Genomic DNA, 15,371 nt, shown 5'->3' on the forward strand with positions numbered 1-15,371 from the left:
ATATTTTTTAAACCTGCTTCTTTTCATGTAGCCGAACAGCCAGATAAATTAAAAAAACAAAGTATTTTGACTTTATGAATGCTCTAAATAAATTATCATGACAATATTTTCCCGTGTTTGTATTAAAAATTTTAAATTTGCATCTTATCAAAAATTTGATATTTTTTAAAAAGCAAAGCAAAACTATGACATCACAAGAGATACGTCAAAAATTTTTAGATTATTTTAAAAGTAAAGACCACCTTATTGTTCCTTCAGCACCTATCGTGTTGAAAGACGACCCTACCCTAATGTTTTCCAATTCAGGAATGACGCAGTTCAAGGATTTTTTCTTAGGTTACAAAACACCTACCGCCCCAAGAATTGCCGATACTCAAAAATGTCTGAGAGTTTCAGGGAAGCATAATGACCTGGACGATGTGGGTAGAGATACTTACCACCATACGATGTTCGAAATGTTGGGAAACTGGTCTTTTGGAGACTATTTCAAAAAAGATGCTATTGCTTTTGCCTGGGAACTTTTAACGGAGGTGTATGGAATTCCTAAAGAAAATCTGTATGTAACCATTTTTGAAGGAGATGCTTCCGAAAATCTGGAGAGAGATCAGGACGCCTATGATTTCTGGAAATCTCATATTTCTGAAGACAGAATTATCAACGGAAACAAAAAAGATAATTTCTGGGAGATGGGTGAAAGCGGACCTTGCGGACCTTGTTCGGAAATCCACATCGATTTGAGAACTCCGGAAGAAAAAGCTAAAGTTTCAGGACTTGAGTTGGTGAATAAAGATCATCCACAAGTTGTGGAAGTTTGGAATCTGGTTTTCATGGAATTTAACAGAAAAGCTGATAAGAGTCTGGAAAAGCTTCCTCAGCAACATGTAGATACAGGGATGGGATTTGAACGCCTTTGTATGGCGTTACAAGGAAAATCTTCCAACTATGATACCGATGTTTTCACTCCGCTTATTGCTAAAGTTGAAGAACTTTCAGGAAAGAAGTATACCGGAATTCTGGAAGATGAAAAAGATATTGCCATTCGTGTAGTGGTTGACCATATCAGAGCGGTTTCTTTTGCTATTGCGGACGGACAGCTACCTTCTAACGGAGGAGCAGGATATGTGATCAGAAGAATTTTAAGAAGAGCTATTTCATATTCTTACCGATTCTTAGGAATGAAAGAACCTTTCCTTTTTGAATTGGTTTCTGTTCTTAGAGCTCAGATGGGAACATTCTTTCCTGAGCTGGAAAAACAGGGAACACTTGTTACAGAAGTAATTAAAAGTGAAGAAGAATCATTCCTTAAAACTATTGAAAGCGGTTTGGTAAGAGTTGAAAAACTGATCCAACAAACCATTGCCGACAACTCAAAAGTATTACCAACCGTAGAGGTTTTCGAATTATATGACACCTATGGCTTCCCGGATGACCTAACAAGAATCATTGCCGAGGAAAAAGGCTTGACTATAGACGAAAAAGGCTTTGAGGCTGAAATGGAAAAGCAAAAACAGCGTTCCAAAAAAGACTCTGCTTCTAAAGTATATGACTGGGTGGTTTTGGAAGAAAAACCGGAAACTTTTGTTGGATATGATCAGCTTGAAGCGGAAACCTATATTACAAGATACAGAAAAGTAGAAAATAAAGACGGAGAATTCTATCAGGTTGTATTAAGCAACTCCCCTTTTTATCCTGAAGGAGGTGGACAGGTAGGTGATAAAGGAACCCTTGAGAATGCTACGGAAAGTTTCGAAGTGATCGAAACCAAAAAGGAAAACGGATTGATCGTCTCTTTAATCAACGGACTTCCAAAAGATGCCGGAGCTGTTTTTTATGCTAAAGTAAATGCTGCAGACAGAAAGAACTCTCAGGCCAACCACTCTGTAACCCACCTTTTACATGAAGCTTTAAGAGAGGTCTTAGGAACTCATGTTGAACAAAAGGGTTCTTATGTAGGACCTGATTATTTACGCTTTGACTTCTCTCATTTTAATAAAATGACGGAAGAAGAGCTTGCATTGATCGAGGAGAAAGTCAATCAAAAGATCAAAGAAAGTATTGCATTACAGGAGTTCAGAAATATCCCTATACAAGAGGCAATCGATAAAGGAGCTATGGCTTTGTTTGGTGAAAAATATGGGGATAGCGTAAGAATGATCCAATTCGGAAGCTCAAAGGAATTATGCGGAGGAACTCACGTAAAAAATACGAGTGAAATCGGTCATTTCAAAATAACTTCTGAAAATTCTGCAGCAGCTGGTATCAGAAGAGTTGAAGCTATTTCAGGAGATAAATCTGATGAATACTTCAAGAATTTAGAAAAGCAAATTGTAGAGCTTTCCCAATTATTAAAATCTAAAGATGTTGTAAAATCTATTGAAAGATTAATCGAGGAAAATACTTCTTTAAAATCTGAGATAGAGTCTCTGAAAAAAGAAAAAGCAAAAGGAGAAATCAATGATTGGAAAAATGCTTACGAACAGAAAGAAGATAAACAATTATTGGTGAAGAAAACTTCTTTGGATGCAGGTTCTGTAAAAGACATTGTTTTCCAGTTAAAAAAAGAAATCCCAACCTCTGTTACCATTGTACTTTCTAATGCTGATGATAAGCCGATGATTACAGTAGGTGTTTCTGATGATCTTGCGGCCAACTATCAGGCTGGAGCTATTGTAAAAGAACTGGCCAAAGAAATCCAGGGCGGCGGAGGCGGAAACCCAGGTTTCGCAACTGCCGGTGGAAAAAACCTGGCAGGTTTAGAAAATGCTTACCAAAAAGCGTTAAATATTTAAATAACAATAAATTACCAATTATCATAAAAACTTCCGAAAATTTCGGAAGTTTTTCATTTTCCAACACTTCATATAATTGACTTTCATTAGATTTACTTCAAAAACGGAGTCTCAATAAAGTTTGAAATTATTAGTAATAAGGTGAATAAAAGTTTTTCAGAATAAGAAATATGATTAATTTTGATTGACATTTACTTCATGAAAAGAGTTCTATTTATAATATTTTTCTGGACATTTATTTTTGGTTATTCGCAATCAAAAATTAACGTTACCGATGAGCTTAACAATAGCCCTATCGTCAATGCAAAAATATTTTGTAATGGTAGTTTTCTTGGACAAACGAACTCTAATGGTATTCTTGAATTTAAAACGAAATGCAAGAGTATTGAAATTCAGGCAGCCAACTACCAGAAAGAAACCGTTCTTGTGGAAGATAATATAGAAGTTTCCTTATATAAAACTACATCAAAAACCACATCAATTGAAACGGTAATCTTACAGGATAAAAGTGATCCAAGGGCTTTGGAAATTTTAAAGAAAGTTAATAAATATTTCAAAGACAATTCTCCAAAAACATTGGATTCATATACCTATAAATCCTATGAAAAAGTTTCTTTAGATATTGATGAAGATAGTATTTCCCAGTTTAATCAATTTTTTCAGGACAGCAATTTTTTCAAGAAAAAAAGAGCGAAGGATTCACTCAATAATATTTCTGCAAGAAAGATCTTTTCAAAAAGTAAACTATTCCTTTGGGAAAGGGCTCAGGAGTTTTTGTATTCAAAAAAATATGGCGAAAAAATCAACATTTTAGATAACAGGATCTCCGGACTAAAACAGCCTATTTATGAAATGATTGCCTTACAGCAAAGCAACAGGGATAAAATCCCGAATCAGATCAAACAGGAAAACCGGGGCTTATACCGATTCTTTCTTACCGATACTATTGAACTGGATGGCAGAAAAAATTTCGTCATCCGCTTTCGTGAAGTAAATTATAAAAAACCGGATAAGAAAAGAAAATTCAATGGCACCATTTATATCGATACAGAAACTTATGGGATCAAGAAGATTGAAAATATAAGTAAAAATAAAAACGACGGAATTATTACCAGTACGTGGATTTTCTATAAAGATAAATGGTTCCTGGCTCATGAGAAAGTAAAATTACGAATGAGTAGAATGGCAATGAAAGAAGATGGCAAGGAAAAAGATGAAGAGAATCCTGAAAAAGCGGAAAAAAGAAGTTTTGGAACCTATGCTTTTCTTACCTCAAAATATTTTGATTTTCAATCTCCTATTGAAGAAAACTCAAAAGACTTTAAAGGTTATACTTTTTCTGTGAAAAATGCTGATGGAAGGTCATTGAACCAATACAGAACCGATCCTTTAACAGACCGGGAAAAAAATACCTATACCACTATCGACAGTCTCGGAAAAATCTATAATATTGATAATAAAGCCAAGATATTAACCGGATTAATCAATGGTCAGATCAGACTTGGAATTGTTGATTTTGCAGTTGATGAGATTGTTAATTATAACTTATACGAAGGATTCAGGGTGGGATTAAAAGCCAAGCTGAACGAGAATTTCAATCCGTACTTTTCACCCGATTATTATTTTGCGTATGGTTTCAAGGATGATAAATGGAAATATGGAATCGGTCTGGATATGAAGACCACTCTTGAAAAAAATTCATTTTTCAGGATTGAATATTATAATGATGTGACTGCTTCGGGAGAGTTTTACCGAAGACTCTGGAATTTCAAAATGAGGATGATGAATTATGGAAATAACTTAAACAATGACCGGTATTATCATTTCAGAGGAGCGTCTTTATCATATCTGAATGATATTACCAATGGTCTTACTCTGGTCTTTGCTGCCAAAAGAAATTTTGAGCAGGCCATGTTTGATTACAAATTCCGGAATAACGGCCCCGCGTTTGAAAACTTCTATACTTTATTCACCTTAAAATTTTCACCCAACTCGACCAACATTATGACCCCTCAGGGAAAATCTATTATTGATCAAAAATACCCTGAGCTTTACTTTAATTATGAACAAAGTTATAAGGTCTTAGGAGGTGATTTCAATTACACTCGTTTTGATGCATTATTTGTGCATAATTTCAAAACAATATTAGGAACAACTGGAGTACGATTGTACGGAGGACTGGTTTTAGGTGAAGCTCCTATCTGGAAAAACTTCACCATGAACGGATTGGCATCTCCAGGAAGAGATATTAACTTTAACCTGACCTCATACCTTGGTTTTGCAACGCTGGAAGGAGGGAAATATTATAATGATAAATTCATAGCCTATTACTTCACTCATAAACTTCCGGTTTATTTAAAAAGCATAGGCCAGAATGTTTCAAGTTTTGATTTTGTTTTAAGAGGCACCATAGGAGATATGAAAAATCCGGAATATCATGATTTCAGATTTAGAAAACTGGATCGCCTTTACCAGGAAGTAGGTCTGGAATGGAATAACTTCCTCTCAAGCTATTTTAATCTGGGTGTATTTTATCGGGTAGGCTATTATACAACGCCCAATTTTAAACAAAATTTTGCAATACAATTTAAACTAAAACTATTAGAATTTTAACCATTTAGCTATGCGAAAAATAGAAATAAAAGCAGATGATTTTTTTGAGTTATTACGATTAAAAGATGTTTCCATGTGGGAGATTTTTTTACAAATGATCGATGGAGAAGAGAAAGAAATTATTTTCATAGACCGTGAAGAAAAAGTTCTTTTTACTTATATTCTTCCCGCTGACAAAGAAAAACTAGAAGAAGACAGGAAAGAATTTTCAAAGCAATTCTCTGAAAAATTAAGCACTCTGAACTAATACAATCGCATGAATAAAAAATACCTATTTTCATTATTAAGCATACTTGCTTTCTGTTTTGGAAGTGCTCAGAAATATCAGCAGCCATTGGTTTCCGCAATCAAAGAATCGGACATTAAAAAAGACATGTACGAAATGGCGGCAGATCAGTTTTGGGGGCGTGAAGCCGGAACATTGAACGAACTTAAAGTCTCGATGTGGCTTGCTGATAAAGCAAAAGACGCAGGCATGAAACCTGCTGGCGATAATGGAACATTCTTCCAGTTTTTTGATATGTACCGTCATCAGATTATTCCTCAAAGTTCCATGAAAATCGGTGGAAGCACTTTAAAGTTATGGAAAGACTTTCTGGTTGCAGAACCCGTGAACACAAATATAGATGCGGATATTGTATATGCAGGAAATGCAGAACCAGAAGAATTATCCAAGCTTGATCTAAAAGGAAAAGTACTTGCAATTAATGCTTCTGATAAGAATATAGACAAGGAAATGACCCTTTTTGTAAGGAGGTATCCGGGATTTATAAGAACAAAATATTACAATAAGGCTTTTAATCTTGGAGCAAAGGCTATTATTTTTATCACAGATGATATTTCAGAAAAAAGTTGGGCTGAAGTTCTTCCTCAGATGACCAGAGGATCTTATGGGGTTGAAGGTTTAAGAGAAAGCATCACTAATAACATTCCTGTTTTATGGATTAAAAAGGAGAATTCTGAATGGGTGAAAAACAATCCTAAGGTTTCTTTACACCTAATCACAGAAACATATAAATATCCTTCCGTAAACGTAATAGGAAAAATTGAAGGAACCCATCCTAAGCTGAAAAATGAATATGTATTAATCAGCGGGCACCAGGATCATGATGGAATCAGACATCCTATTAAAAATGACACCATTTACAATGGCGCTGACGATAATGCCAGTACTTGTGTAGCAATGCTGGCAATGGCAAGAGCTTATAAAAAGCAACCTGGAAAAAGAAGCATTCTTTTTGTTTTTCATGGCGCTGAAGAAAGAGGGCTGCTCGGTTCCAGATGGCATGCTGCTCACCCGGTAGTTCCAAAAGAACAAATTGTCGCTGTATTGAATGGAGATATGATCGGAAGAAACAGTCTCGATGAGGCAGCTTTATTAGGAGGCAATACTCCTCATAAAAATTCTGAAGAATTGGTCAAAATGGCTGAAGACGCGAATAATGAAAGTACCAAATTCAAATATCTAAAAGATTGGGACTCCCCTACCCATGCAGAATATTTCTACTTTAGAAGTGACCATCTCCCCTATGCAAAAGCTGGAATCCCTGCGATATTTTTCACCAGTGTTTTACACGATCAATATCATACACCTCAGGACGAATCTGAAAATATCAATTATAAAAAATTGTATAAAATGACCGAATGGATGTACAGAACTTCCTGGAAAGTAGCGAATGAAAATGAGCGTCCAAAGGTAATTCCGAATTTTACTCTGGAAAGATAAATGCAACCCATATCCACTGATTTTGCATTTTTTAAATACTGCTATAAAACTTTGCGTTGGACTTTTTCAACGCATTTTTTATTGGCTATACTATTGTTATAGAATAAATTGTATAAAAAAATTAAAGAGTTTTAAAACTTATGTATGTTCCTAAGCACCATAATAATTCTTGAGATAACTAAAGTATTTATAAAACTTTTATGGTTTAATTTTTTAAACCACAGATGACCTTTAGATTTACACAATGAATTAGTATTAAATTAGATAATAATTATATTCTGAAGAACCAGAGAAAATAAAGTGAACTAAACAGATTTCCAGAACAGAACTATTCTGAGTATCAGACTTTATTTTCTCTTTTGAATATCTGCCATTTAGAATGTTAAGCATTAAGGCTTATTAAAGGTTTTAGCATTATTCAAAATGGTTCATTCAGGATAAATCCTAAATCCAAAGTTATGAAAAGTTATTTTATAGGAATTGATATTTCCAAAGATACCTTGGATGTTTGTATCATGAGTGATTCTGAAGAGAAAGACATTTTTTTTAAAGTTGAAAATACTCTATCAGGAATTGAAAGTATGATTTCAAGAAACATCCCAGAGAATGCTCAATTGTGGTATTGCTTTGAAAATACAGGAAATTATGGGCTGCTCCTTGCCAGGATATTGGAAAGCCAAGAAATAAGCTATTATCAGGTCCCGGCTCTCGAAATAAAATTAAGTCAGGGAATACAAAGAGGAAAGAATGATCGAGTTGATGCCTGGAGGATTGCCAAGTATGCAAAAACATATTGCAAAGAACTTAAACCTTATCTCCTTCCCAGTAAAGAACTGCTTAAGATAAAAAATCTTCTTACCTACAGAAATCATTTGATAAAGGTAAGAACACAGTTCAAGAATGAGATAAAAGCTTTTTATCAGATCAATAAAATAGCTGATGTAAGTTTTGAAATTAATGATATTATGGGCCATATACAGCAACTGGATAAAAATATAGCATTAGTTGAAGAAAAAATAAAACAGGAAATCCATAATCAACAACACCTCAACCGAAACTTTGAAAAAATAACCAAAGTGAAAGGGGTTGGATTCCTCACAGCAGCTTATATGATTGTATTAACGAATAATTTTACAAGTTTTCAAAACCCAAGGAAATTCAACTGTTATGCAGGGATTGCTCCTTTTGAGCATACATCAGGAACAAGTGTTCAAGGCAAAACTAAAACAAGTAAACTTAGAAATAAAAGAATTAAAACGATTCTTTTTAATGGTGCTAATTCTGCCGTAATTTATGATGAAGAATTAAAATCTTATTACCAAAGAAAAAAACAACAGGGAAAAGCACATAATTCTATTATCAATGCTGTATGCTGTAAAATTGTATATAGAATATTTGCTGTCGTAAAAAGGGAAGAACCTTTTGTAAATTTAACAAGATATAATTTGCATATGTCTTAGAATACTCAGATTTACAAAGATGATTTTGCTATTTTTTCTCGCTGATTTTAATTTCTATCGAAGATAAAAATCATTGTGCCTAAAACATGATATATCAATTTTAGCACCTTAGCGATTAATTTAATCTTTTATTAATTCCCACTCAAGAATGTGTCAAGTGTTTTCTTAGCTTCTGCGACATCGTGTACTCTCAGAATTTTCGCTCCCTGTTTTAAAACTTTCAAATGTAATTTTTGAGTTTCTTCATTAATATCTAATGGAGATTTCCCAAGTGGTTTATAGATAAACGACTTCCTGGAAATTCCAATTAATAGCGGAAATTTCCCAAACCTAAGAAAGTCTACTTCATTGATCATTTTCATTTGATCCTCCACTGTCTTTCCAAATCCAAAACCAGGGTCTAGAATAACATCAGTCACCCCTTTTCGCAACAACTGATCAGTCTTTTCAGAAAAATATCTATTGACTTCCAATGTAATGTCTTCAAATTTCGTTTTATCATGCATGCTTTCATAAGAAGGATTTACATGCATTAAAATGTAAGGCAGCTTTGTTTCAGCTACAGTATCAAACATTTTTTCATCATACTGTCCACCCGAAATATCGTTAATGATATCAATTCCTTCATTAAAACCAAATTTCACAGTTTCAGAATAAAATGTATCAAGCGAGATCAGAGCTTGAGGAAATTCTTTTTTTATCAAAGAAATGAAATTTCCTAGTCTTTTAATTTCTTCTTCGCTGCTTAAGAATTCGGCATTCGGTCGTGTAGATTGAGGTCCGACATCTATGAATTCAGCTCCATCTTTCAATAACTTCTCTGTATGCTCTAAAGCTGATTTTTCACTATTAAACTTCCCTCCATCTGAAAATGAGTCCGGAGTAAGATTCAGAATACCCATAATTTTAGGCTTCGTTAAATCTATTAATTGACCATTGCAGTTGATCGAGTGAAAAGATTGGATAGTTTGGGAGTTTGAGAGCATGTTGAGTCGGAGGGTTTGAATGTATTAGAGTTTGTGTACTATTTAGTAATTAATCAATACAAAGCTAAGGACTAAAAGTAATATGAGCAATAAATATAGGTAATGAGTAATGGACAATAAATTATTTTACAACATAAATTTTACATTCAAAAAACAAAGATCTTCAAACTCTATAGACCCAAACACTTTCACCCTCAAACTCTCAAACTCTCAAACATCTAAACTCACCTATTCTGATTCAAAATCATCCTTTAATTCCTGCAACCTAAACGCTATTTTTGTATATTTGGGCTATTAAGAGAATTTATGTTAAAAACTTCAATACAGTTCGAGAAAATTATCAGTCAATGTCGTGATCTTTTCAGCAAAAAATTACAAGATTACGGGGCAGCCTGGAGAGTTTTAAGACCCAGCTCAATTACGGATCAGATTTATATTAAAGTCAACAGAATCCGTACCCTACAAATGACTGACAAAAAGATGGTGGATGAAAGTGAAGAAGATGAATTTATCGCTATCGTCAACTATTCTATCATCGGACTTATTCAGCTTGAAAAAGGTCTTTCTAATGATTTCAATGAAAATAACGAAGAAATCCTGAGTCTTTATGACAAGTATTCCGCCGAAGCTAAGGCATTAATGGAAAGAAAGAACCATGATTATGGAGAAGCATGGAGAGATATGAGAATTTCTTCCATTACAGATCTTATTTATCAAAAAGTTTTAAGAACTAAACAAATTGAAGATAATCAGGGGAAAACAATTGTTTCAGAAGGTTTGGATGCCAATTATTTTGACATGCTGAATTATGCTGTTTTCTGTCTGATCAAATTCTCAGAACAAGAAAAGAATTTCGAACCTAAAACTATTTAATATGATCAAAGGTATACTTCGCTTTATTATTGCTGTTATTTTTATTCTATCAGGATTTGTAAAGGCAGTGGATCTCGTTGGCTTTTCCTTTAAAATGGAAGAATACTTCTCCCCTGCAGTTTTTAATATGCCGTTTTTTGAAAAATTTGCTTTGCTGTTTTCAATCATTGTGGTCGTATTAGAACTTTTCCTGGGATTTATGCTTTTACTCAAAATAAAGCTTAAATTCACTCTTTCAGCATTAATTGCGCTTTGTATATTCTTTGGCTTTTTAACCTTTTATTCGGCCTATTATAACGTAGTGACTGATTGTGGGTGCTTTGGTGATGCTATCAAATTCACTCCCTGGCAAAGTTTCTTTAAGGATGTGATCCTGTTATTAGGATTGATCATTCTGTTCGCTTTATACAGAAAGGAATTTATTAAAAACAATACAAAAGAATCAACCGGTAAATTAAAGTTTGGGATCTTGGGAATCTTTTCCCTGATTATGATTTATATTATGGCTCAAGGTATTATGCATGAGCCTATGATTGATTTCCGGGATTATAAGATAGGAACTGATATCGCCGGAGAAAAAGAAAAAATCAATAAAAACCCTTCTGAATATAAGACTTTTTATTCTCTTAAAAATCAAAAGACAGGTGAAGTTCTGAAAGTCAACCAGGATGATTATATCAAAGAAACCAAATATTGGGAAGATGGATCTCCATGGAAAATTGAGGAAGGAAAAAATGAATCCAAGATTATCAAGGAAGGCTATAAGTCTGAAATCGTTAAATTTAAAATAGAAGATCCTACAGGGAATGATCTTACAGATACAATTATTAAAGCTCCAAAAGCCATATTAGTGTTCTCCTATCATCCGAAGGATGTCTCTTCAGAATTGATTCAAAGAATTGAAGCTAAAGTAAACACTCAAAAAGATGCTGTCATTTATGGTGTTTCTACAGATCCTAATACCTTTAAAACTATTAAAAATGCTATGATGGACGGAACAGCCATTAAGACCATAGCCAGAAGCAACCCTTTTGTACTGATATTGCAAAACGGGAAAATTGTAGACAAACAACCTTCAAAAGACTATATCAAATAATACTGATGAATGACTAAAGATATCAATGGTGTGATCATCAGTAAAAAACTTTAAACACTAAACATTAAATCAAGACATGCAAAAATCAAATAAACCAATCGCGGGCTATCATTTATTAATGATTCTTTCTTCTGTAGACGGAGAATTTGCCCCCGAAGAAGGACTCGTTGTTCAACAATATTTAGCTGATGAATTTCCATTCAAAATGAATCTGGATAACGAGCTGGAAACTATTGCCCTGCTTCAGCCAGAAGAATGGAAGGATCATTTTGAGTTTCATGCCCGTTGTTTCTACGATGACTCTACGGAAAAAGAGCGTGAAAACTTCATAAAATTTGCTAAAACACTAATAAAAGCAGATCATAAAGTAACTGATGAGGAGCATACTTTCTACAAGCTTCTAAAAAACATGTGGAAGCTGAACTAGCACATGGCTATAAATGAAATTTATAAAAAGTTAATCAACAATTTTAGATAAAAATATGAGAAGAAAAATAGTTGCAGGAAACTGGAAAATGAACAAAAATGTAATTGATGCTCAGCAATTAATGATCCAATTACTAAGCTATAAAAACAGTCATACTACAAACTGTGAGGTATGGATTGCCCCTCCCTCTTTGTATTTAATGATGGCTAAAGATATCTTCGAAAAAGATGAAATCGGAGTATTTTCTCAGGATATGAGTGAGCATGAAAGCGGTGCTTATACGGGAGAGATCTCGGCAGATATGCTGGAATCCATTGATGTAACCGGTTCACTGATCGGACATTCTGAAAGAAGACAATATCACGGTGAAACAGATTCTCACTGTAATAGAAAAATTAAATTAGCTCTTGATAAGGGATTAATTCCGGTATACTGTAACGGAGAAACTTTAGAGCAAAGAAAAGCCGGACAGCATTTTGAGGTTGTAAAAAACCAGACTGAAGTTGCTTTATTTACACTTTCTGCTGAAGAAATTAAAAAAGTGGTTATTGCTTATGAACCAGTTTGGGCAATTGGAACTGGGGAAACAGCAAGTCCTGAACAGGCTCAGGAAATACATGCACATATCAGAAGTATTATCGCTGCAAAATATGGACAGGAAGTAGCTGATGAAGTTTCCATTCTTTATGGAGGTTCTGTAAAGCCAGATAATGCAAAAGAAATTTTCTCCCAGCCAGATATCGACGGTGGTCTGATAGGCGGAGCTGCCTTGAAATTAGATGATTTTTCTAAAATTATTGAGGCTTTTAACTAAGAGATAAGTTATCTTAGGCAATGGACTAAAGTTCTATTGAAGATATATTATAAAATACAAAACGGCGGAATTTTCATTCCGCCGTTTTCTTTTAAAAAATCTAATTATTGAATATCGACAACATACATCGTTCCTTTATCTACTTTTCCTGTTTTAGGAAGAATTTTCGCTTTCGGATTTCCATTTCCATCATCTACAACACCAAAATCATCATCATTGAAAACAGCCAGTTTATTTCCTCCCAAATAAACAATCCCCTCAAACTTATCATGCTCGTAACCCAATTTTGCTACCAGATCAACCGCCAACGTTTTAGAGACAGGCTTCAGCCCCGCCGCTGCAATTTCTGCCCAGGTAGACTGTTCTAAAGCCTTATCATTAATTTTCAATCCATCAACTGCCGCAGGATCTGTTCCACTGACATCAGAAGCTCCTGAGAGATTAATTCTATATACTTTTTTAAGCCCTCCCTCTGAACCAAATTTGCCATCTCTTTCAATGACTAAAAATTCTGTATTGCTGATTGGGGTAATCTCACAAACTGAATCGGAAGCTCCGCCATCTTGTTTATACAAATACTGTTTTGTCTGTCCTGTAGTAATATCAAACGTTACAATTCTAGTTAATGTTGTATTAGTAGCCAAAACCTTTGTAGGAACATACATGGTCGATTGTATGGTGCCCACCAGCATTTTCCCATCCGGGGTCATACACATTCCTTCCATTCCTCTGTTCGGTCTTCTTTTTGCGAAAACAGCAGGAAGTTTTCTATTTCCTGTGTTCACACCGATCGGGCTGATGCGTTCCATTTCAACTCCATCTGCATTATAATGTACAATGTGAGGACCATACTCATCAGACACCCAGAATGTTCCATCCGGTGCGGCAACAATACTCTCACTATCTAAGCCGTATTTATCAGTCCCTAAAGGGTTTCCGTTGGCACCATAAGCAATTTCACCGGTACTGCCCATGCCCACTGGGTTAGGAAGACCTGTAATCGGCTGACCTGAAGGATTTTTAAGCTTGATATATTTTAGAACTTCAATATTTCCTTCAGCATTGATCTTAAAATGCATAATCGTAGGGGTAAAATCAGGAACAAGGAATTTAATTCCATTCAAATAAGCAGTATTGGGACCACGGTCTGTGATCACATAAAATTCTCCTTTTCTGGTAGGATGTGCGGTTGCCCCGGAACCGAAGCCACCATTGATAACCGCTACTCCATTCACTGTAGCTAAAGTGGTGAAAGGAAATTCCTGCGGAAGCTTGGAATAATTGACATCCTGATTGTTTACCGTGTCATCATTGTTGCAACTCCATAAAGCCATAAGGGCAAAAGAAGAGAAAAGAAGTTTTTTCATGGTTACTTTTTATGGTTGCGAAAGTAAAGAGAGCATGTGAACTGATCTTGAATGGAATAACAATTGTATCTTAATTTTGTAAAAACTTTCTCATCTCTGATCATGTTTTTCTCCCGCAGATCAGGCAAATTTTATAAATTTTCATCTACGATAAAAATCCTTGCGCCTTGAAAACATCAACCTTTCAATTTTTTTGCACCTTTGCGATTAACCATTCTATTTATTAACGCAAAGATCTATAATATCGCTGTAGAATTCAAGTTAGCAAAGAGGAGCTTCGCTTATGAAGCTGATGCCTCTGGGTTTAGATTCTTCATTCCGCTATGCTACATTCTGAATGACAGGTTGAAACGAAAAGATTATCTCTTCCCTTTGTTAAGTGAAACGCTTTTGCGCCTTAAAAACATAGCACTTTTAATTAACCATTATAAAACCATTACATTATTTTCAAAAAAGAAAAGCGCACCTGTTGGGTGCGCTTTCGTTTGTATGGTATAAAAGAATATTACTTCTTCTCTTTAGACCTTTGTAAAACCTCATCTACCATTCCGTAGTTTTTAGCCTCTTCAGAAGTCATCCAGTAATCTCTGTCAGAAGATTTCTCAACCCACTCGTAAGTTTGTCCTGAATGCTCAGCAATAATATCATAAAGCTCCTGCTTTAATTTTAACATCTCTCTTAAGTTGATCTCCATATCAGAAGCAACACCTTGTGCACCTCCGGACGGCTGGTGAATCATTACTCTCGAGTGTTTAAGTGCAGAACGCTTTCCTTTTTCTCCTGCAACCAATAATACTGCTCCCATTGAAGCTGCAATACCTGTACAGATTGTTGCTACATCAGGCTTAATGATCTGCATGGTATCATAAATTCCTAAACCTGCATATACACTACCCCCTGGAGAGTTGATGTAAATCTGAATATCTTTTGAAGGATCTGCACTTTCTAAGAATAAAAGCTGTGCAGTAACAATATTGGCCACCTGGTCATCGATTCCTGTTCCAAGGAAAATAATTCTGTCCATCATCAAACGGGAAAAAACGTCCATCTGAGCAACGTTTAATCTTCTTTCCTCCATGATATATGGCGTAAGATTAGTTGGACCATACATTCCCATATACTGGTCGGTAACCAAACCGCTGTTTCCTAAATGCTTTACAGAGAAATCTCTGAATTCTTTTTTAATGTCCATATTTCTATTCGTATTATTTTAAATTTAA

The 15,371-nt window shown here is 34.8% G+C and carries 12 protein-coding genes; 9 read left to right on the top strand and 3 right to left on the bottom strand.

The genetic code is table 11. The features are described 5' to 3' along the window. Positions 1 to 185: 185 nt before the first annotated feature. The 5 genes from alaS (at position 186) to CJF12_RS08140 (ending at position 8,588) form a co-directional block, all read left to right on the top strand. The gene (gene alaS, locus CJF12_RS08120; protein ID WP_034688087.1) at positions 186 to 2,789 is read left to right on the top strand and encodes an alanine--tRNA ligase; all 2,604 of its coding nucleotides are present in this window, start codon (positions 186 to 188) and stop codon (positions 2,787 to 2,789) included. A gap of 198 nt (positions 2,790 to 2,987) precedes the next feature. Beyond that, a complete protein-coding gene (locus CJF12_RS08125) occupies positions 2,988 to 5,402 on the top strand; it encodes a hypothetical protein (protein ID WP_034688076.1) in 2,415 nt (804 codons plus the stop codon). Between the two features lie 10 nt (positions 5,403 to 5,412). Beyond that, complete coding sequence (locus CJF12_RS08130) at positions 5,413 to 5,649, top strand: hypothetical protein (protein WP_034688079.1); 237 nt, start codon at positions 5,413 to 5,415, stop codon at positions 5,647 to 5,649. Positions 5,650 to 5,658: 9 nt separating this feature from the next. Next, positions 5,659 to 7,128 carry a M20/M25/M40 family metallo-hydrolase gene (locus CJF12_RS08135; protein ID WP_034688081.1) on the top strand — a complete coding sequence of 490 codons (1,470 nt, stop codon included), beginning with the start codon at positions 5,659 to 5,661 and terminating at the stop codon, positions 7,126 to 7,128. Positions 7,129 to 7,586: 458 nt separating this feature from the next. Continuing rightward, positions 7,587 to 8,588, top strand: a complete 1,002-nt coding sequence (locus CJF12_RS08140; RefSeq protein WP_034683537.1) for an IS110 family RNA-guided transposase — start codon at positions 7,587 to 7,589, stop codon at positions 8,586 to 8,588. Between the two features lie 131 nt (positions 8,589 to 8,719). Here CJF12_RS08140 and folP read toward each other — a convergent pair whose 3' ends face one another. Further along, positions 8,720 to 9,574, bottom strand: a complete 855-nt coding sequence (folP, locus tag CJF12_RS08145; RefSeq protein WP_034683536.1) for a dihydropteroate synthase — start codon at positions 9,572 to 9,574, stop codon at positions 8,720 to 8,722. A gap of 306 nt (positions 9,575 to 9,880) precedes the next feature. Here folP and CJF12_RS08150 point away from each other — a divergent pair, with 306 nt between their 5' ends. From CJF12_RS08150 to tpiA, 4 genes are all read left to right on the top strand, one after another. Further along, entirely contained in the window at positions 9,881 to 10,447 is a 567-nt protein-coding gene (locus CJF12_RS08150) for a DUF1599 domain-containing protein (RefSeq protein ID WP_034683533.1), read from the top strand. Position 10,448: 1 nt separating this feature from the next. Further along, a complete protein-coding gene (locus CJF12_RS08155; RefSeq protein WP_034683530.1) occupies positions 10,449 to 11,543 on the top strand; it encodes a BT_3928 family protein in 1,095 nt (364 codons plus the stop codon). 76 nt (positions 11,544 to 11,619) lie between these two features. Next, positions 11,620 to 11,970: a tellurite resistance TerB family protein gene (locus CJF12_RS08160; RefSeq protein WP_034683528.1), complete on the top strand. Its 351-nt coding sequence runs from the start codon at positions 11,620 to 11,622 to the stop codon at positions 11,968 to 11,970. Positions 11,971 to 12,025: 55 nt separating this feature from the next. Beyond that, positions 12,026 to 12,784 (top strand): triose-phosphate isomerase, encoded by a 759-nt coding sequence (gene tpiA, locus CJF12_RS08165; RefSeq protein WP_034683527.1) that lies wholly within the window; start codon positions 12,026 to 12,028, stop codon positions 12,782 to 12,784. Positions 12,785 to 12,888: 104 nt separating this feature from the next. On the opposite strand, the gene CJF12_RS08170 is transcribed toward tpiA, so the two are convergent. Then, the gene (locus CJF12_RS08170) at positions 12,889 to 14,151 is read right to left on the bottom strand and encodes an esterase-like activity of phytase family protein (RefSeq protein ID WP_034683525.1); all 1,263 of its coding nucleotides are present in this window, start codon (positions 14,149 to 14,151) and stop codon (positions 12,889 to 12,891) included. Positions 14,152 to 14,656: 505 nt separating this feature from the next. Beyond that, entirely contained in the window at positions 14,657 to 15,343 is a 687-nt protein-coding gene (gene clpP / locus CJF12_RS08175; RefSeq protein WP_007842699.1) for an ATP-dependent Clp endopeptidase proteolytic subunit ClpP, read from the bottom strand. Between the last annotated feature and the right edge of the window lie 28 nt (positions 15,344 to 15,371).

The organism is Chryseobacterium piperi (genome assembly GCF_002285635.2).
Lineage (GTDB): Bacteria > Bacteroidota > Bacteroidia > Flavobacteriales > Weeksellaceae > Chryseobacterium > Chryseobacterium piperi.